Origin of the sequence: Deinococcus metalli (assembly GCF_014201805.1) — a bacterium.
GTDB lineage: Bacteria > Deinococcota > Deinococci > Deinococcales > Deinococcaceae > Deinococcus > Deinococcus metalli.
This window is the reverse complement of record NZ_JACHFK010000007.1, coordinates 126073-144201: the sequence shown is the minus strand read 5'-3', so window position 1 is coordinate 144201 and position 18129 is coordinate 126073. Positions and strand designations below refer to the sequence as shown.

The following is an 18129-nucleotide window of genomic DNA, read 5'->3' as shown; positions in this document are numbered from 1 at the left end:
AATGGCCATGACGTTCGGGTAGTTGAGTATCCGAGGACGCCTCAGCGTCAACGGGCCTGACAGGGGAAACGTTACCGAATAAGTTTTTTCTTCGTACGAAGGCGCAGTCGTCCCCAGTCGGATTGTGAACGTTTCGGATACCCAATTTCAGCGGCTTTATGGCTGCTGGCACACTGCTCTTCTCCTACCTGCCCCGTGCAGCTCCCGCTCCCCGGACCGGCCGGGGGTCTTGACAGCGCTTTCAGATGGGTTTACGCTCCGCTCATCTCAAATGCACCACGTCGCAGGCATCCGGCCTGCTCGCTTCGCCTGTCCCAGTACCCCTGGAGTCCGTATGCTCGAACCCGTCACCCTGGCCCACGTGGCCCAAGAAGCTGGCGTCTCGCCCAGCACGGTGTCGCGCATTCTGAACGGCACGGCCAACGTGACGCCGGAAAAGCGGGCGCGGGTGGAAGCGGTGATCGCGCGGCTGAACTTCCGGCCCAATCCGCAGGCGCAGGCGCTGGCGAACGGCCGCAGCCTGAGCATCGGCGTGATCACGCCCAGCCTGAACTCCACGTTCTACGGCGAGGCCCTGGCAGGCGTCGAGGCCGTGCTGAACGACACGCCGTACCACCCCCTGGTGATCAGCGGCCAGTGGCGCCCGGAACGCGAGCAAGAAGCGCTGGACATCCTGCTGCTGCGCCGCGTGGACGCCCTGATCCTGATGGGCGGCATCCTGGACGACGCGATCCTGGAGCGGGTGGCGCAGCGCGTACCGCTGGTCGCGATGGGCCGCGACGTGCGCGGACTGAGCGAGAACTGCATCGTGATGGACAACGCGGGCGGCATGCGCGTGATCGTGACCCACCTGCTGCACCTGGGGCACCGCCGCTTCGCGTACCTCACCGGGGCCGAGCGCCAGCAGGACGCCGTGGAGCGCCGCGACGCCTTCATCGCCACGCTGGAGCAGGCCGGCGTGACCGTGCCGGACGCCCTGATCGAGTCCGGCGACTACACCGAGGAGGGCGGGCGGCTGGCGGCCGAACGGCTGCTGGACAGCGGTCACAGCTTCACGGCGCTGTGCTGCGCGAACGACCAGATGGCGCTGGGCGCGCGGCTCACCCTGTACCGGCGCGGCATCCGCGTGCCGGAAGACGTGTCGCTGACCGGCTTCGACGACGTGATCACCTCCTCGCTGATGACCCCGCCGCTGACCACCGTGCGTCAGGCGATCTACGACATGGGCGAGGTCGCGGCGCGCGCGGCCCTGAACCTGCTGCGCGGCGAGCGCGTGAGCATGCAGGTCTTCACCCCGGAACTGATCGTCCGCGAGTCCACCCATCCCCCTGGCGGCGCCCGCCGCCTGACCCGGCCGAGCGAGGTGAGCCTATGACCGTGCCCAGCGGATAGCGCCGGTCTCCGGTTCTCAGCTCGAAGTGCGCGATGTGCACTGCCCACTCTGAAAGCGCTTTCAAACTCTCCTGGAGGTTCACCATGAAGAAGTCCCTGACGCTCGTCCTCGCTTCCGCCCTGCTGCTCGGCTCTGCCCAGGCCCAGAACGTCACCCTGACGGTCGCGGCCTTCCCCAGCCTGGACTCGGCCATCAAGGCCATCCTGCCCGCGTGGAACAAGCTGCACCCGAACGTCACCATCAAGCTTCAGGCGCAGGAGTACGCCGACCACCACAACGCCATGACCACCGCGCTTGCCACCGGCCAGGGCCTGCCGGACGTCATGGCCATCGAGATCGGCTTCGTCAGCAAGTTCGCTGAAGGCCAGGGCCTCGAGAACCTCGACAACGCGCCCTACAACGCCGGGCAATACAAGAAGCTGTTCACGCCCTTCACCATCGGACAGGCCACCAGCTCCGACAAGCGCTTCATCGCCATGCCCACCGACATCGGCCCCGGCACCTTCTTCTACCGCAAGGACGTGCTCGACAAGGCCGGCGTGAATCCCCTGACCCTGCAGACCAGCTGGGAGTCGTTCATCGAGGGCGGCAAGAAGATCAAGGCCAAGACCGGCGCGTACCTGATCAACACCGCCGCCAGCATCAACAACGTCATCATCCGCACCAACCTCAAGCCCGGCGAGGGCATCTACTTCGACAGCAAGAACAACCTGCTGGTCGGCCCGGACAACGCCCGCTTCGTGCGCGCCTTCACCCTGAGCAAGCAGGTGCGCGACGCCGGCCTGGACGCCAAGATCGGCGAGTGGAGCAACGAGTGGTACGACGCCTTCAAGAAGGGCACCGTGGCCACACAGTTCAGCGGCGCGTGGCTGCAGGGCGCCCTGCAGAACTGGATGGCCCCGGACACCAAGGGGCTGTGGCGCGTGCAGAACCTGCCGGAAAAGGGCTTCGCGTCGTGGGGCGGCTCGTTCTACGCCATTCCCAGCAAGGCTGTGAACAAGCAGTGGGCGTGGGAATTCATCAAGTTCATGACGCTGGAGCAGTCCTCGCAGATCACCGCCTTCAAGGACAACGGCGCGTTCCCCGCGCTGCTCGCTGCGCAGAAGGACAAGGCGTTCAGCGAGGCCGTGCCGTTCCTGGGCGGCCAGCAGGCCCGCGTGCTGTGGCGTGACGCCGCCGCCAAGACCCAGCCCATCGACGTGAACAAGTACGACTCGGTGGCCGAACAGATCGTGCAGACCGAGCTGACCAACGTGCTCGAACAGGGCAAGGACATCAAGCAGGCGCTGTCGGACGCCCGCGCGCAGATCGCGCGCCGCGCCCGCTAAGCAGACCGGCACGCCGTCGTCGCGGGCAGGGGCCACCTTCGCCCCTGCCCGCACGTTGCACAGAAAGGACGATCCATGCAAGACCGTGCCCGCCTCGCCACCAGCCCGCCCCGGCCCCGTTGGAGCTACGCCCGGTTCCAGCAGCGCCTCGCGCCCTACGTGTTCACCAGCCCCTTTTTCATCCTGTTCCTGATCTTCGGCCTGTTCCCGCTGGGCTTCAGCCTGTTCCTGGCCTTCCACCTGTGGAATCCGCTGGACGGTCTGGGCAACTGGCGGTTCGTCGGCTGGGAGAACTTCGCTCTGGCCCTGGGGCCCACGGACCAGTTCTGGGTGGCCCTGAAACACACCGTGTGGATCGGCCTGCTGTCGGGCATTCCACAGCACCTCGTGGCGCTGCCGCTGGCCTTCGTGATCCACCAGTTCCTGCGGCGCTGGCAGGGCAGTGTCAGCACCGTGCTGTTCCTGCCATACATCACCAACGCCGTGGCGATCACCATCGTGTTCGGCATGCTGTACTCCGAGAACCTGGGCCTGCTGAACTACCTGCTGCACCAGATCGGCCTGGGCCCGGTGCGCTGGCTGGCCGTGCCGCAGATCGTGCCGTACTCGGTCGCGGCGGTGGTGTTCTGGCGCTACGTCGGGTGGAACGTGATCCTGTACCTCTCGGGCCTGCAGGCCATCAGTGAGGACGTGTACGAGGCCGCCACGGTGGACGGCGCCAGCAGCTGGCAGAAGTTCTGGTACATCACGCTGCCGCTGCTGCGGCCGATGATGTTCTACGCCTTCACGCTGACCATCGTCGGGAACATGCAGCTGTTCGAGGAACCGTTCATCATGACCGGTCAGGGCGGCGGCAGCGGCGGCGCGGCGCTGACCAGCGCCATGCACATCTTCAACACCGCCTTCCGCGACCTGGACATGGGCTACGCCTCGGCCATGAGCTGGCTGCTGTTCCTGGCCATCTTCGTGCTGAGCATGGTCAACAACTACCTCTTCTCCCGGGACGGAGGGCGCGACGTATGAGATCAACTTCAGGTGAGTCGCAGACGAACCCGAGCAGACTTGCAAAGCTCCGCAGGAGAGCGAGAAGAAGCGAAAGACCGAACTGGAGTGATGGAAAGACAGACCGATCTGTCCACGGTCTGTCTTGGAATCACGGAGGTTTGGTATGACCACCCAGCCGCTCAAGACGCCCCCGCTCGATTCCTCCGCGACCTCGCCCCGGCCGCCCCGGCGCGCGCTGCGGCTGCCAGTCGGCCGCGCCGCCCTGTGGGTGTTCGTGGGCATCGCGTGCTTCGTGTCGGTGGTGCCCTTCTACCTGATGTTCGTGTGGGCGTCGTTGCCCACGGACCAGATCTTCGCGGTGCCGCCGCACCTGTGGTTCGGGAGCGCGGCCGTCGAGAACTTCAACAAGATGATGAACGCGACGTCCGGCATGGCGCTGCGCCAGTTCTGGAACTCGCTGTACATCTCGGTGCTCGCCACGGCGACCACGCTGTTCTTCTGCTCGCTGGCGGGCTTCGCGTTCGCCATGTACGAGTTCCGGGGCAAGGCCGCCCTGTTCGGCTTCATCCTGCTGACCATGCTGATCCCGCCGCTGGTGATGGACATTCCCAGCTTCCTGGTCATGAACAACTTCCTGCACTGGATCGGCACGCCCAGGACGCTGTGGGTGCCGGGCATGGCGAACGCCTTCGGGATCTTCCTGATGCGGCAGTACATCATGTCCGCGCTGCCCAAGTCGCTGATCGAGGCCGCGCGGCTGGACGGCGCGACCGAGTTCGGCATCTACACCAAGGTGGTCGTGCCGCTGATCCGCCCGATCCTGGCGACGCTGGGCGTGGTGACCTTCGTGGGGTCGTGGAACAACTTCAAGGGCGCCCTGATCATGAAACTCAGCGAGGACAGCACCATGACGCTGCCGCTGTCGCTGCGCAAGATCACGGGCGGCGCCACGAACATCAACGCCGACTGGGGCGCCACCCTGATGATGGTCGTGCTGACGGTCATTCCGCTGCTGCTCATCTTCCTGCTCGCCAGCCGGCAGGTTATCTCCGGCCTGACCAGCGGCGCGGTCAAGGACTGACGTGAGCCGCACCCGCACGCTCGCGCTGCTGATCCTTGCCGGGGCCGCCCACGCCGCGACGGTCACGCCCGGTCCGGGGCCGGCGCGCCCGATCCTGCCGGCCAGCGTGAGCGGCTTCAACCTGGGCAACTGGATGCCGGTCGTGGAGCACGTGCCGGCCCTGAACGCCCTGAACCCGGCCACGCTGCGCTGGCCCGGCGGCAACATCGGCGACGAGCAGAACCGCACGCCCGAGGCGCTCCAGACGCTGAAGAGCACCTGGACGCTGCTGGGCCGCCCGCCGCTGGTGATCCAGACGCGCGTCTACTCCCGCCCCGGCGGCAACCGCGACGGCGCGGACGCGAAGAACACGCCGGCAGACGCCGCCGACCTCGTGCGGATGGCGCGGGGCCTGGACCTGACCGTCGCGTACTGGGAGATCGGCAACGAGCCCGACCTGTACGCGACAAACCGTAGCGATCCGTCGTGGACGCCGGAGAAGTACTGCGGCGTGGTGCGTGCCCAGCGCGCCGCGATCCTGGCCGCAGACCCCGCCGCGAAGATCGCCGGGCCGGCCGTGAGCAATCCCGGCCCCTTTCTGGACGCCGTGATCAAGACCTGCGGCGACGCCCTCGACCTCGTGACATGGCACCTGTACCCCAGCAACGGGGACGGCACCGACGCCGAGGCCTTCGCCAGCATCGAGAAAGTGCAGGGCACCCTGACGCGCGTGCAGGGCCTGTGGGCCGACCCGGCCACCAACCCGCTCGGGCAGGGCCGGCCGCTGGCGCAGGGCGTGACCGAGTACGCGCAGTCGTACCGCAGCGACCGCGCCACGCACCTGTCGGACGCCGTGGGCGGACTGTGGGCCGCCGAGGCCGCGCTGCGCCTGTCGGAGGGCGGCGCGGCCCTGAACACCTACTTCTCGCTGATGGCGACCGGCAACCACGGCCTGCTCGACGACGCCGGCTATCCTCGCTTCTCGTACGCCGCGTTCCGCGAACTCGCGCACTACCGCGGCGAGACGCTCGACCTGCTGAGCGACGACCCGGCGGTGTGGGTGCACGGCGCGCGGCAGGACAAGCTCATCACCGTGTTCGCCCTGAACACGGCCGCCACGTCCACCCCCCTGACGATCAGCGTGCCCGGCTACTCGCTCGTCGGCGCCAAGGCCATCACCGACGCCGACGTGAGCGCCGACCGGCCGCCCCGTCCCCTCGCGGTCGCCGCGCCCATCCTCCTGCCTCCGCTGAGCCTGACCCGGCTCGTGCTCAAGTCCTCTCCCCCACCCTTCGCGGAGCTGCCATGACCACCACCCCCACCTCCACCCCCGACCCCCTGCACTTCCCGCCGCGCTTCGCGTGGGGCGTGGCGACCGCCTCGTACCAGATCGAGGGCGCGCCCTCCGAGGACGGCAGGGGCGCGAGCATCTGGGACACCTTCTCGCACACGCCCGGCCGGGTGCGGGGCGGCGACACCGGCGACGTCGCCTGCGACCACTACCACCGTCTGGACGCGGACCTCGACCTGATCCACTCGCTGGGCGTGAACGCCTACCGCTTCTCGGTGTCGTGGCCTCGCGTGCAGCCCAGCGGGCGCGGCCCGGCCAACCCGGCCGGCCTGGATTTCTACTCGCGGCTGGTGGACGGCCTGCTCACGCGCGGCATCACGCCGTGGCTCACGCTGTACCACTGGGACCTGCCGCAGGCGTTGCAGGACCAGGGCGGGTGGCCGTCGCGCGACACGGCGCACGCCTTCGGGGACTACGCGGCCGTGGTGGCGGGCGCGCTGGGCGACCGGGTGAAACACTTCATCACCATCAACGAGCCGTGGTGCGCTGCGTTCCTGGGCTACGGCATCGGTATCCACGCGCCGGGGCACACCGACCTGGCGCAGAGTTACGCCGCCGCGCACCACCTGCTGGTCGGGCACGGGCTGGCGGTGCAGGCAGTGCGCGCACACGCGCCGGGCGCCCAGGTGGGCATCACCCTGAACCTGTACGAGGGCTACCCCGCGACGGACACGCCGCAGGACCGCGCCGCGACCCGCCGCCAGGACGGTTTCCAGAACCGCTGGTACCTCGACCCCGTGTACGGGCGCGGCTACCCGCAGGACATGGTGGAGCTGATCGGTGACGCCAGCCCGCAGGCACAGGGCCTGGTGCTGCCCGGCGACGTGGACCTGATGGGCGTGCCCACCGACTTCCTGGGCGTGAACATGTACTCGCGCACGGTGGTGGAGGACGCGCCGGGCGAGGGCTTCTTACACTCGCGCGCCGTGCGGCCCGAGGGCAGCGAGTACACCGGCTTCGGCTGGGAGGTCGCGCCGCAGAGCCTGACGGACCTGATGCTGCGGCTCCAGCGCGACTACGACCCGCCCGCGATCTACATCACGGAAAACGGCGCGACCTACCCGGACACGGTCGAGGCCGACGGCAGCGTGCACGACGCCGAGCGCACCCGCTACTTCCAGAGTCACCTGGGAGCGATCGAGGACGCCCTGACCGGCGGCGCGAAGGTGCGCGGCTACTTCGCATGGTCCCTGATGGACAACTTCGAGTGGGCCGAGGGCTACGACAAGCGTTTCGGCATCGTACACGTGGATTTCGCCACGCAGGCGCGGACCCTCAAGCAGTCGGGGCGCTGGTACCGCGACTTCCTGGCCCGCACGCGCCAGACGGTGGGCGTGTGACCGCTGAGCCCCCCACCCGCACCGGAGTGACGATCACGAACCCCGTGCTGCGGGGATTCCACCCGGACCCGAGCATCCTGCGGGTCGGCACGGACTACTACCTGGCGACCAGCACCTTCCAGTGGTACCCCGGCGTGGCGGTCTACCACTCGCGCGACCTCGTGAACTGGCGGCTGGCGGCGCGGCCGCTGGACCGCCTGAGCCTGCTGGACATGCGCGGAGACGCGGATTCCGGCGGGATCTGGGCGCCGTGCCTGTCGCACGACGGCGAGCAGTTCCACCTGATCTACACCGACGTCAAGTCCTGGGGCATCAGCGAGGCCTTCAAGGACAGCCACAATTACCTGACGACCGCGACCAGCATCGAGGGGCCGTGGTCTGAGCCGGTGCCCCTGAACTCCAGCGGCTTCGACGCCAGCATGTTTCACGATGAGGACGGCCGCAAGTGGCTGCTGAACATGGTGTGGGACCACCGGCCCGGCCGCAACGCCTTCGCCGGCATCGTGCTTCAGGAGTACAGCCCGGCCGAGCGGCGGCTGGTCGGCCCCAGCGAGATCATCTTCACCGGCACGGACATCAAGGTCACGGAAGGCCCGCACGTCTACAGAAAGGACGGCTGGTACTACCTGCTGACCGCCGAGGGCGGCACGAGCTGGGAGCACGCGGTCACGCTGGCCCGCTCGCGTTCCCTGCACGGGCCGTACGAAGTGCATCCGCAGAACCCGCTGCTGACCGCCGTGGACGCGCCGAACCTGCCGATCCAGAAGTCCGGGCACGCCAGTCTGGTGTCCACCCCGGACGGCCAGTGGCTGATGGCCCACCTGTGCGGCCGCCCGCTGACACCGCAGGGCGAATGCCCGCTGGGCCGCGAGACCGCGCTCCAGGCGCTCGAGTGGCCCGAAGGTGAGTGGCCCACGCTGGCGCAGGGCGGCCACCATCCGGCCGAGCACGTCCAGATGCCCGCGCTGCCCGCGCACCCGTGGCCCGCCGTGCCGACCTACGACGACTTCGCCGGCCCGGACCTGCGGCCCGAGTGGATGACCCTGCGCGCCCCGGCACAGCACCTGGGCGTGGAGCTACTGGAGGGCGGCGGCCTGCGCCTGCACGGCCGCGAGTCCCTGATGAGCCGCCACCACGTGGCGCTGGTCGGCCGCCGGCTGCAGAGCCTGCACGCCCGGCTGCGCACCGAGGTCACGTTCAGCCCTGAGGACTTTCAGCAGATGGCGGGCCTGTGCGCGTACTACGACTCGCGCAACTGGGTGTACCTGCGCGTGAGCCGCGACGAGCGGGCCGGGCGCGCGCTGAACGTCACCTCCTGCGAGAACGGCGTGTACCGCGAGCACCTCGCCCAGGACATCGGCGTGGGCGAGGGCGGCCCCGTGTTCCTGGAGGTCGTGTACGACGGCCCCACCTTCCAGTTCGGCTACAGCATGGACGGCGAGGTGTGGCACGCGGTCGGCGAGCCCTTCGGTGCCGGTCTGCTGTCCGACGAGCACTGCGGCGGCCTGAGCTTCACCGGCACCTACCTGGCGCTGACCTGCCAGGACATCAGTGGGCGCCGCGCACCGGCCGATTTCCACTGGGCCGAATACATCGAGTTCTGACAGCGGTCACCAGAACACTTGAACGCACCACCCTTCAAGTGTTCTGGTACGAGCAAAGCGAGTCACCGTAACAGACAGCGGTTGGAGTGGAGCCCACGGGGGTGCTGTCCTCCCGTGGGCGTAACGGAACACCGCTGTGAGTGGACTGATCCACGCCCGGCGCCCCCACCGCGCCGGGTGTGCTCTTGTGGAGGCACCTATGACGACCACCGATACGCCGCGCGCCCTGATGGTCTGGGGCGGCTGGACCGGCCACGAGCCGCAGGCCACGACCGAACGCTTCGCCGCTCTGCTGCGGGAGCACGGCTTCGACGTGACGGTCACGGACGACCTGAACGTGTACACGGACGCCGCGCTGCTCGCGCAGCAGAACGTGATCGTGCAGTGCGTGACCATGAGCACCATCACGCCCGAACAGGTCGGGGGGCTGCTGGACGCCGTGCGCGGCGGTGTGGGCTTCGCCGGATGGCACGGCGGGGCGGGCGACTCGTTCCGGAACACGCCGGAGTACCAGTACATGGTGGGCGGGCAGTGGGTGGCCCACCCCGGCAACATCATCGACTACTCCGTGCAGATCACGGCCGAGCACGCGATCACGCGCGGTGTGGGCGACTTCGCCATGCACTCCGAGCAGTACTACCTGCACACCGACCCCAGCAACACGGTGCTCGCCACGACCACCTTCACGGGCGAGCACGACCCGTGGATCGCGGGCACGGTCATGCCGGTCGCGTGGACGCGGAGGTATGGGCAGGGCCGGGTGGCGTACTGCGCGCTGGGCCACGTGGACACCGACTTCGAGGTGCCCCAGGCGCGCGAGCTGACGCTGCGGAGCCTGCTGTGGGCGGCGGGCCGACTGGACTGATAGCAGAATTCAGAGTCCTGAAGGGTATCCCCGGGACTCTGAACCGAGCGGACTGGAACAGCTCGAAGAGAGCGAGTTCCTGAACAGGACAGCCGTCACGGCTGCGGCGAGGAGCGCACCGCCCGGTGCCACAGCAGCCCAAGCGCGCCGAGCAGTGCGGCCAGCACGATGAACAGCGGCGTGGACGCCAGCGGCCAGCTGCCGATAACAGCGCCCGAGCTCAGGCCCAGGGCGTTCAGGCCCAGGAACACGCCCATCACGCGGCCCAGCGTGCCGGGCGCCACCAGGCCCTGGGCACGCGTCACGGCGGCGACCTCCAGCACGCCCAGGCTCAGGCCCAGCAGGGCGGCCGCGACGAACCACACCGGCACCTGCGGGACAGCCAGCCCCAGCACGGCCAGCACGCACAGCAGCCGTCCGGCGTCGATCAGCGTGTCGGCCTTCACGCGGGCTGACAGCGCCCCGACGGCGAGCGCGCCGACCAGCGCCCCGGCGGCGGTCAGGCCCTCGAACAGCGCGTAGCCCCCCGCGCCGGCCCCGACGTGCTGCATGAACAGCGGCGCGCGGACGTTCACCACATTCAATGTCAGGTTCATGGCGAAACTCAGCAGGATCATGACCTGAAGCAGTGGCTGGGCCCGCACCACCCCCAGGCCACCGCGCAGGTCATGCCAGAAGCCCTTCGCCCCGGCGGTGGGCTCGGCGGGCCGGGCCGGGAGTGACGCGGCGAGCAGCAGCGCAAGCACGTACACGGGTACGCCGGCGAGCAGCGTGGCCGCGCTCCCGAGGCCGTGGATCAGCGCGCCGCCCACGCCGTAGCCGATCAGGGGCAGGCCCATCAGGGCGGCGCTGCTGAGGCTGTTCGCCTGTGGCCGCTGCTCCTCCGGCACGAGGTGCGGCACCAGGGCGCTGCCGGCCGTGAAGCTGAGGGTGACCAGACAGCCGTTCAGGAACGCGAAGGCGGCCAGCGTGGGCACGGCCGCGTGGCCGCTCAGCGCGAGCCACGCCACACCGGCCAGCAGCGCCGCCCGCAGCGTGGCGGTGACGGTCAGCACGCTGCGGCCGGGCCAGCGGTCGGCCAGCGTGCCGAGCAGCGGCGCCAGGAAGCGCGGCGCGCTGCCGGCCAGCAGCACCGTGCCCAGCCCGACCCGGCCGCCCTGCGCCCCCAGCACCACGAAGGGCAGCGCCACGAACAGCACGGCGTCCGCCACCGCCGTGGCAGCGAGGCTGCCCAGGTAGCGCCAGAACGCGGGGACCAGGGAGCGCGGCAGGGTCACGGTGAGCATGCCCCCAGCTTCGGAGTACGCTACCGAAAATGCCTGAGACAATTTTCGGTAGCCCGAGCGGCCCGTGGTGGACGGTGCACACCGAGGCGCAGGCGAGCCTGCTGGCCCGCCCGGACTCGCGGCGCTACCTGGAGCCGTTCATCGGCCGTGAGCGCACGGCGGCCGAAGGAGCGCGCGAGCTGGGCGTGTCGGTCGAGCGGCTGCTGTACCGCGTGCGGCAGCTGCGCGCGGCGGGCCTGCTGCTCCAGACGGGCACGCGCCGCCGCGCCGGGCGTCCCGAGCGGCTGTACCGCGCGGTGGCCGACGCCTTCATCGTGCCCTTCGCCCTGACGCCCTTCGCGGACCTGGAGGCGCAGATCGTCCGGCAGGCCGCGCCGCTGTGGGAGCTGGAGGTGCGGGCCGGCGCACGGGCCGGGCGGGACCGCGGCCTGACCAGCCGCCTGATCTACCGTGACACCACCGGCGAACTCCACAGCGAGACCGCGCTGCCCGAGGGCACGACGTGGCGGGCCATGCACCCGGAGCCCGGCGGGGACTTCGCGGGCGTGTACCACCTCGACGACGCCGCGGCGCGTGAGGTCGGCGCGCTGTGGGAGGCGCTGCGCGACCGCCTGAACCGCGACCGCCGCGCACCCGGCGAGGGCCGGCCCTACCTGATCCGCACGGCCATGGTGCCCCTGCGGCCGGACGACCTCGCGGACGTGCCGGCGCTCGGCGCGCCTGGCCCGCGGCCCTGAGCCCTTCCGGCACCCCTATCCTCGGGGCATGACGTTTCCTGGCCGGACGGTGCTGCGCTCCATCCACACGCTGATCACCATGCGCGGCGAGCGCACCGCCCCGGACGCCCCGCTGCCCGACGCGGCCGTGGTGGTCGAGGACGGCGTGATCGTGTGGGTCGGGCGCGACGCCGACGTGCCCCCGGCGCTGCTGGACGGCGCGGCCGTACGCGACCTGAGCGGGCACGTGGTGCTGCCGGGCCTGGTGAACACGCACCACCACCTGTACCAGACCCTGACCCGCTGCGTGGCGCCGGACTCGGGGCTGTTCGAGTGGCTGCGGACGCTGTACCCGATCTGGCTGCGCCTGACGCCGGACGCCGCCTTCGACTCCGCGCAGCTGGGTCTCGCGGAACTCGCGCTGAGCGGCTGCACCACCTCCAGCGACCACCTGTACCTGTACCCCAACGGCGTGCGGCTGGACGACACCATCCACGCCGCGCGCGACCTGGGCATGCGCTTCCATGCCACGCGGGGCAGCATGAGCCTGGGCGAGTCGCAGGGCGGCCTGCCGCCGGACCGGGCGGTGGAACGCGCGGACGCCATCCTGGCCGACAGTGCCCGCGTGATCGACGCCTTCCACGACCCGGCGCGGTATGCTCTGACCCGCATCGCGCTCGCGCCGTGCTCGCCGTTCTCGGTGACGGGCGACGTGATGCGCGAATCGGCCGCGCTGGCCCGCGCCGTGTCTGCCCATGGGAAAGGGGGCGTGATGCTGCACACGCACCTCGCGGAGACCGCCGACGAGGACGCCTTCTGCCTGAGCATGTTCGGCATGCGCCCCCTGGACTATGCCGAGAGCGTGGGGTGGGTGGGGCCGGACGTGTGGTTCGCGCACGGCGTGCACTTCAGCCCGGCCGACGCCGCGCGCCTGGGCCAGTGCGGCTGCGGCGTGGCCCACTGCCCCAGCAGCAACATGCGCCTCGCCAGCGGCATCGCCCCCACCCGCACGCTGCTGGAGGCGGGCGTGAAGGTCGCGCTGGGCGTGGACGGCAGCGCCAGCAACGACGGCTCGCACCTGCTGGCCGAGGCGCGCCAGGCCCTGCTGAGTTCCCGGGTGCGCGGCGTGCCCGGTCAGGCCCCGCACGCGCACGACCTGCTGACCGCCCACGACGCCCTGTGGCTCGCCACGCGCGGCGGCGCGGCCGTCCTGAACCGCGACGACGTCGGGCAGCTCACGCCGGGCTATGCCGCCGACCTGATCGCCGTCGACCTGCGCGATCTGGGCTACAGCGGCGCGCGGCACGATCCCCTGAGCGCCCTGACGCTGTGCGCGCCGCCGCGCGTGGCCCTGACCATGGTGGGCGGGCGCGTGATCGTGGACGGCGGCGTCCTGACCGGTATCGACCTGCCCGCGCTGATCGAGCGGCACGACCGGCACAGCCGCCGGATGCTGGAGGGCTGAGCACCACCCCGAGGCCACTCACGCCAGGACGGCCAGCGCGTCCGTGAGCGGGGCGCGTCCGCGGCGCAGGACGCTCAGGGTGCCGGCGGCGTGCAGACGCTGCGCGGCCTCTATCTCCTGCGGGTGCCGCTCTTGGAAGCAGTCGAGGATCGAGCCGTTACCCTGCGTCTGTCCCTCCTCCAGCAGCGCGTGGAGCAGCAGCCCCAGGGCCATGTGTTGCACGTCCTGCGGCGCGCGGCCCACGCGGATACGTTTGCGCGACACGTACGGATCGTCGGTCAGGAGGTGCGAGCAGCCCGCCCAAGGATCGGGAGCGGCGTACTCCACGGCGCGCAGGCCGCTCATGGCGATTGCGCCGGCGCACTGCGGACACGGCTCCACGGTCGTCAGCACCGTCCAGGCGTGACAGTCCGGGCGGGGCGTGCTCCGCAGATCCAGCAGTGCGTTGATCTCCGCGTGCGCGAGGTCGTGGCCGCCGATCACGCCGCCCTCCGCGCCGCGCGGATCGCCCAGGCGGTTGCGGCCCCGCGCGATCACGTGGCCGTGGGCGTCCACCACGCACGCGCCGATGGGCAGCGAGCCGTGCGTGTAGGCGTCCCACGCTTCGGAGAGGGCCACGTGCCAGCCGTCCATTTGCACCGGCAGCATCGTCACAGCCAGCCCCGCTTGTGCATGGTCTCCAGCGCCGGGGCGAGCTGATAGTCGTCGCACCACGGCGCCGTGGTGGGATCGACCCAGACGTGCTCGCGGCCTTCGGGGCTGGGTTCCTGACGGCGCAGCCGGGCCAGGAAGATCACGCTGGTCACGCCGTTGTGCGGCGACGTGACCTCGAAGGGCTCGCCGTCCACCGTGACGTGCGCGCCGGCTTCCTCCCACGCCTCGCGCGCCGCCGCTCCCGCTGGCGACTCGCCGGGCTCGATGCCGCCGCCCGGCAGTGTCCAGCGCCCGCCGGACGTCCCGGTCAGGAGCACGCGTCCGGCGTACAGCACGCACACGCAGGCCCGGCCGGTGCGCTCCAGACCCGCCGAGAGGTTCACCGTGCCCGCTCCGCTCACAGCGCTCCGCGGTTCTTCTCGATCAGGTCGTCCAGCGCCTCACGCAGCAGGGACGCCTCGGTGCGGCCCAGGGCGCTGCTCAGCTTGGCGAGGCGGTCGAGCTGGCTCTTGGAGTAGTAGTTGCTCTTCAGCACCATCTTGCTCTCCACGTAGATGCACGCGCGGGCGCGGCCCTCACGCTTGGCGCGCAGGAGGGCCTCGTCGGCGGCGCGGTACAGGTCGCCGTACGTGGTGGCGTGCGCGGGCCGGGCGGCCAGCCCCACGCTGAGGCCCAGGCTCCTGGGCCACTGCGGGTCGCGGTGGATGTGAAAGTGCTTGATGACCTCGTCGAACAGGATCAGGGCGGTCTCGGCGGCCGTTTCCGGCAGGAGGCTGGCGTACTCGTCGCCGCCGATCCGGCCGATAACGCTGCCGCTGGGCAGGCTGCCCGACAGCAGGCGCTCGACGCCGCGCAGCACGCGGTCACCCTCGGCGTGGCCCAGCGTGTCGTTGAGCGTCTTGAAGTGGTCGAGGTCGAGGACAGCCAGCGTGAGGGGAGCGCCCCGGAGGGCCTCGAAGGCGTCCTCGAAGGCGTTGCGGCTGAGGATGGCAGGGCGGGCGACCATGGGCGTACCTCCGGGGACTGGACAGGGCGTGGGAGCTGAACCGGCGTCCATATAGTGGCACAACATATATATGTTCTGGCTATGAGATTTCAGGCATGCACAGAGATTGGCCGTGTCAGCGCATCTTGAGCGAACCACACTCAGATTCTCAGACTCAGTGAGTTGACAGTTTTCTGTGATCCGCTCTATTCTCCCGTGCGGAACGGCAAAAACCCGCCGGGCTGTCCGGCGCGGTTCAAGGCCCCACATCCCACACCACTTCAGGAGGAACCCACATGCTGAAACCTTTGGGCGACCGTGTACTCGTGGAAATCATCGAAGAAGCCGAGCAGAAGACCGCCGGCGGCCTGTACGTCCCCGACACCGCCAAGGAGAAGAGCCAGCGCGGCAAGGTCGTCGCGGTCGGCAACGGCAAGCTGCTCGACAACGGCACCCGCGTGGCGCTCGACGTCAAGCAGGGCGACACCGTGTACTTCGCCAAGTACGGCGGCACGGAAGTGTCCCTGGAAGGCAAGAACTACTCCATCCTCGCCGAACGCGACATCCTCGCCATCGTCGAGTAACCGGGCCGCGCCGGACACGTTTTTTCCTCACCTCAATTCCAAGGAGCACCCATCATGGCGAAACAACTCGTATTCGATGAAAATGCCCGCCGCAGCCTCGAACGTGGCGTGAACGCCGTCGCCAACGCCGTCAAGGTCACCCTCGGGCCTCGCGGCCGTAACGTCGTGATCGAGAAGAAGTTCGGCAGCCCCACCATCACCAAGGACGGCGTCACCGTCGCCAAGGAAGTGGAGCTGGAGGACAAGCTCGAGAACATCGGCGCGCAGCTCCTGAAGGAAGTGGCCAGCAAGACCAACGACATCACGGGTGACGGCACCACCACCGCCACCGTGCTGGGTCAGGCCATCGTGAAAGAAGGCCTGCGCAACGTGGCCGCCGGCGCCAACCCGCTGGCCCTGAAGCGCGGCATCGACAAGGCCGTGGCCGCCGCCATCGAGGAAATCAAGAAGCTGGCCGTGCCGGTCGAGGACTCCGACGCGATCAAGAAGGTCGCCGGCATCAGCGCCAACGACGACCAGGTCGGCGAGGAAATCGCCTCCGCGATGGACAAGGTCGGCAAGGAAGGCGTCATCACCATCGAGGAATCGAAGGGCTTTGACACCGAAGTGGACGTCGTCGAGGGCATGCAGTTCGACAAGGGCTTCATCAACCCCTACTTCGTGACCAACCCCGAGAAGATGGAAGCCGTTCTCGAAGACGCCTACATCCTGATCAACGAGAAGAAGATCAGCAACCTGAAAGACCTGCTGCCCGTGCTGGAAAAAGCCGCGCAGACCGGCCGCCCGCTGCTGATCATCGCCGAGGACGTGGAAGGCGAAGCGCTGGCCACCCTGGTCGTGAACAAGCTGCGCGGCACGCTGAACATTGCCGCCGTGAAGGCCCCGGGCTTCGGCGACCGCCGCAAGGAAATGCTGCGCGACATCGCCGCCGTGACCGGTGGGGAAGTCGTGTCCGAGGACCTCGGCCACAAGCTCGAGAACACCACCCTGGACATGCTGGGCCGCGCCGCGCGCATCCGCATCACCAAGGACGAGACCACCATCGTGGACGGCAAGGGCGAGCAGAGCGCCATCGACGCCCGCGTCAACGCCATCAAGGGCGAACTGGACACCACCGACAGCGACTACGCCAAGGAAAAGCTCCAGGAGCGCCTCGCCAAGCTGGCCGGCGGTGTGGCCGTGATCCGCGTGGGCGCCGCCACCGAAACCGAGCTGAAGGAAAAGAAGCACCGCTACGAGGACGCCCTGTCCACCGCCCGCTCGGCGGTCGAGGAAGGCATCGTCTCCGGCGGCGGCACCACCCTGCTGCGCATCATCCCGGCCGTCCGCAAGGCCGCCGAGAGCCTCAGCGGTGACGAAGCCACCGGTGCGCGCATCCTGATCCGCGCGCTGGAAGAACCCGCCCGCCAGATCGCCGTCAACGCCGGCGAGGAAGGCAGCGTCATCGTCAACGCCGTCGTGAACAGCGACAAGCCCCGCTACGGCTTCAACGCCGCCACCAGCGAGTACGTGGACGACATGATCGCCGCCGGCATCGTGGACCCCGCGAAGGTCACCCGCACGGCCCTCCAGAACGCCGCTTCCATCGGCGCACTGATCCTGACCACCGAAGCCATCGTGTCCGACAAGCCCGAGAAGGCGGCCCCGGCTGCGGCGGGCGGCGGCATGGGCGGCGGCGACATGGGCGGGATGGACTTCTGAAGAACGTAGAAGGTTGACCGTCGATAGGTGATGGTCAGAGAGGAGGCCGGGGCGTGATGCTCCGGCCTCTTTCTATTCAGGCCAGCGCAGGCGGTGTTTCCCTGTGAGGAAGAGTGGCCGCCGGTTGAAGTATGTCCTGTCATCGACTCGTGGGTAAGCGAAGGGCTGGGGGATAGGGGCGTTGCCGCTGCCCCTGCCGATAAATGTGATGGGCTGCCAATGACCGCGTTCGAAAAGTTCGACGGCCGAGCCCGTTTCGAGCGGTCGGCCCAGCAGACGGTAGGCCTGACGTGGGAAGTGGCCCTGCTGCTCCAGCCTGCCTTCTCGTGGAGCCGATGAAGTCGTGCTGGGCTCACGTTCCAGATACGTCTGTCCTGCGCTGGGCGGGAAGGTGCGCCGCAGGAACGCGGGCACCTCCGCAAGGGTGGCCGGACGGTCGCCGGGCGTGCCTTCCTGCCAAGTGGGGAAGAAGCGGATGCCAGCGCGGGCAAGGCGTTCGGCCTTCAACCATTGTTCCTGATCCCGGTGCGGCGGCGCCTTGAAGTCCGTCCCCATGTTGGTCATGGGCTGGCGGCATTGAGGGCACGGAACCTCTTCCCCCCGGTCATGCAGACGCTGCTTGAAGGCCTTGCGGCAGTGGAAGCAGGCGTAGTGCTGGAGCCGCCCGGTGATCTCGTAGAACTCGCTCCGGTCAATCAGGTGGGTGCGTGGCTTGCGTCCCATGCCTTCAGGGTAGGCGCCTGGTGGCCGAGGCACATCTGCCGATTGACGAGGGGGCGCACCGGTGGCAAG

General features: G+C 69.3%; 17 protein-coding genes. 12 read left to right on the top strand and 5 right to left on the bottom strand.

All coding sequences use genetic code 11. The annotated features are described in order from the left end of the window. Nucleotides 1-334: 334 nt before the first annotated feature. From HNQ07_RS14580 to HNQ07_RS14545, 8 genes are all read left to right on the top strand, one after another. A complete protein-coding gene (locus HNQ07_RS14580) occupies nt 335-1375 on the top strand; it encodes a LacI family DNA-binding transcriptional regulator (RefSeq protein WP_184113040.1) in 1041 nt (346 codons plus the stop codon). Between the two features lie 101 nt (nt 1376-1476). Continuing rightward, nucleotides 1477-2721, top strand: coding sequence for an ABC transporter substrate-binding protein (locus HNQ07_RS14575; protein ID WP_184113038.1), 1245 nt, complete (start codon nt 1477-1479; stop codon nt 2719-2721). Nucleotides 2722-2796: 75 nt separating this feature from the next. Beyond that, entirely contained in the window at nt 2797-3744 is a 948-nt protein-coding gene (locus HNQ07_RS14570) for a carbohydrate ABC transporter permease (RefSeq protein WP_184113036.1), read from the top strand. A 145-nt stretch (nt 3745-3889) separates the two neighbouring features. Continuing rightward, complete coding sequence (locus tag HNQ07_RS14565) at nt 3890-4807, top strand: carbohydrate ABC transporter permease (RefSeq protein WP_184113033.1); 918 nt, start codon at nt 3890-3892, stop codon at nt 4805-4807. Nucleotide 4808: 1 nt separating this feature from the next. Then, nucleotides 4809-6095: a hypothetical protein gene (locus HNQ07_RS14560; protein WP_184113032.1), complete on the top strand. Its 1287-nt coding sequence runs from the start codon at nt 4809-4811 to the stop codon at nt 6093-6095. After that, nucleotides 6092-7477 carry a GH1 family beta-glucosidase gene (locus HNQ07_RS14555; RefSeq protein ID WP_184113030.1) on the top strand — a complete coding sequence of 462 codons (1386 nt, stop codon included), beginning with the start codon at nt 6092-6094 and terminating at the stop codon, nt 7475-7477. Before HNQ07_RS14560 ends, HNQ07_RS14555 begins: the two co-directional genes overlap by 4 nt. Next, entirely contained in the window at nt 7474-9081 is a 1608-nt protein-coding gene (locus HNQ07_RS14550) for a glycoside hydrolase family 43 protein (RefSeq protein WP_229832023.1), read from the top strand. Before HNQ07_RS14555 ends, HNQ07_RS14550 begins: the two co-directional genes overlap by 4 nt. A gap of 199 nt (nt 9082-9280) precedes the next feature. Next, on the top strand, nt 9281-9946 hold the full coding sequence (locus tag HNQ07_RS14545) for a ThuA domain-containing protein (protein ID WP_221275086.1): 666 nt from the start codon (nt 9281-9283) through the stop codon (nt 9944-9946). A gap of 95 nt (nt 9947-10041) precedes the next feature. Here the strand turns inward: HNQ07_RS14545 and HNQ07_RS14540 are convergent, their stop codons facing one another. Next, nucleotides 10042-11232 carry an MFS transporter gene (locus tag HNQ07_RS14540; protein ID WP_184113028.1) on the bottom strand — a complete coding sequence of 397 codons (1191 nt, stop codon included), beginning with the start codon at nt 11230-11232 and terminating at the stop codon, nt 10042-10044. 29 nt (nt 11233-11261) lie between these two features. On the opposite strand from HNQ07_RS14540, the gene HNQ07_RS14535 reads away from it, so the two are divergent. Both HNQ07_RS14535 and HNQ07_RS14530 read left to right on the top strand, forming a co-directional pair. Further along, complete coding sequence (locus HNQ07_RS14535) at nt 11262-11969, top strand: ArsR/SmtB family transcription factor (RefSeq protein WP_184113027.1); 708 nt, start codon at nt 11262-11264, stop codon at nt 11967-11969. Nucleotides 11970-11997: 28 nt separating this feature from the next. Continuing rightward, nucleotides 11998-13413, top strand: a complete 1416-nt coding sequence (locus HNQ07_RS14530; RefSeq protein WP_184113026.1) for an 8-oxoguanine deaminase — start codon at nt 11998-12000, stop codon at nt 13411-13413. A gap of 18 nt (nt 13414-13431) precedes the next feature. Here the strand turns inward: HNQ07_RS14530 and HNQ07_RS14525 are convergent, their stop codons facing one another. From HNQ07_RS14525 to HNQ07_RS14515, 3 genes are read right to left on the bottom strand one after another with little or no spacing between them, the layout of a single operon-like run. Further along, entirely contained in the window at nt 13432-14061 is a 630-nt protein-coding gene (locus HNQ07_RS14525; protein WP_184113286.1) for a nucleoside deaminase, read from the bottom strand. Nucleotides 14062-14063: 2 nt separating this feature from the next. Further along, nucleotides 14064-14468 carry an NUDIX hydrolase gene (locus HNQ07_RS14520; protein WP_184113025.1) on the bottom strand — a complete coding sequence of 135 codons (405 nt, stop codon included), beginning with the start codon at nt 14466-14468 and terminating at the stop codon, nt 14064-14066. Further along, entirely contained in the window at nt 14465-15073 is a 609-nt protein-coding gene (locus HNQ07_RS14515) for a GGDEF domain-containing protein (protein WP_184113024.1), read from the bottom strand. The genes HNQ07_RS14520 and HNQ07_RS14515 overlap by 4 nt, the downstream gene beginning before the upstream one ends. A gap of 275 nt (nt 15074-15348) precedes the next feature. Between HNQ07_RS14515 and groES the strand changes: the two genes are divergently transcribed. Beyond that, nucleotides 15349-15636, top strand: coding sequence for a co-chaperone GroES (gene groES, locus HNQ07_RS14510; protein ID WP_184113020.1), 288 nt, complete (start codon nt 15349-15351; stop codon nt 15634-15636). 54 nt (nt 15637-15690) lie between these two features. Then, nucleotides 15691-17337 carry a chaperonin GroEL gene (groL, locus tag HNQ07_RS14505; protein ID WP_184113017.1) on the top strand — a complete coding sequence of 549 codons (1647 nt, stop codon included), beginning with the start codon at nt 15691-15693 and terminating at the stop codon, nt 17335-17337. Nucleotides 17338-17409: 72 nt separating this feature from the next. Here groL and HNQ07_RS14500 read toward each other — a convergent pair whose 3' ends face one another. Beyond that, on the bottom strand, nt 17410-18060 hold the full coding sequence (locus tag HNQ07_RS14500) for a hypothetical protein (RefSeq protein WP_184113015.1): 651 nt from the start codon (nt 18058-18060) through the stop codon (nt 17410-17412). Nucleotides 18061-18129 lie beyond the last annotated feature (69 nt).

Excerpts from the sequence above, each read along its gene's own strand:
- HNQ07_RS14555 (WP_184113030.1), top strand. The coding sequence starts at position 6,092 with ATGACCACCACCCCCACCTCCACCCCCGACCCCCTGCACTTCCCGCCG.
- HNQ07_RS14500 (WP_184113015.1), bottom strand. The coding sequence starts at position 18,060 with ATGGGACGCAAGCCACGCACCCACCTGATTGACCGGAGCGAGTTCTAC.
- HNQ07_RS14565 (WP_184113033.1), top strand. The coding sequence starts at position 3,890 with ATGACCACCCAGCCGCTCAAGACGCCCCCGCTCGATTCCTCCGCGACC.
- HNQ07_RS14525 (WP_184113286.1), bottom strand. The coding sequence starts at position 14,061 with ATGCTGCCGGTGCAAATGGACGGCTGGCACGTGGCCCTCTCCGAAGCG.
- groL (WP_184113017.1), top strand. The coding sequence starts at position 15,691 with ATGGCGAAACAACTCGTATTCGATGAAAATGCCCGCCGCAGCCTCGAA.
- HNQ07_RS14535 (WP_184113027.1), top strand. The coding sequence starts at position 11,262 with ATGCCTGAGACAATTTTCGGTAGCCCGAGCGGCCCGTGGTGGACGGTG.
- groES (WP_184113020.1), top strand. The coding sequence starts at position 15,349 with ATGCTGAAACCTTTGGGCGACCGTGTACTCGTGGAAATCATCGAAGAA.
- HNQ07_RS14545 (WP_221275086.1), top strand. The coding sequence starts at position 9,281 with ATGACGACCACCGATACGCCGCGCGCCCTGATGGTCTGGGGCGGCTGG.
- HNQ07_RS14570 (WP_184113036.1), top strand. The coding sequence starts at position 2,797 with ATGCAAGACCGTGCCCGCCTCGCCACCAGCCCGCCCCGGCCCCGTTGG.
- HNQ07_RS14540 (WP_184113028.1), bottom strand. The coding sequence starts at position 11,232 with ATGCTCACCGTGACCCTGCCGCGCTCCCTGGTCCCCGCGTTCTGGCGC.
- HNQ07_RS14515 (WP_184113024.1), bottom strand. The coding sequence starts at position 15,073 with ATGGTCGCCCGCCCTGCCATCCTCAGCCGCAACGCCTTCGAGGACGCC.
- HNQ07_RS14530 (WP_184113026.1), top strand. The coding sequence starts at position 11,998 with ATGACGTTTCCTGGCCGGACGGTGCTGCGCTCCATCCACACGCTGATC.
- HNQ07_RS14575 (WP_184113038.1), top strand. The coding sequence starts at position 1,477 with ATGAAGAAGTCCCTGACGCTCGTCCTCGCTTCCGCCCTGCTGCTCGGC.
- HNQ07_RS14580 (WP_184113040.1), top strand. The coding sequence starts at position 335 with ATGCTCGAACCCGTCACCCTGGCCCACGTGGCCCAAGAAGCTGGCGTC.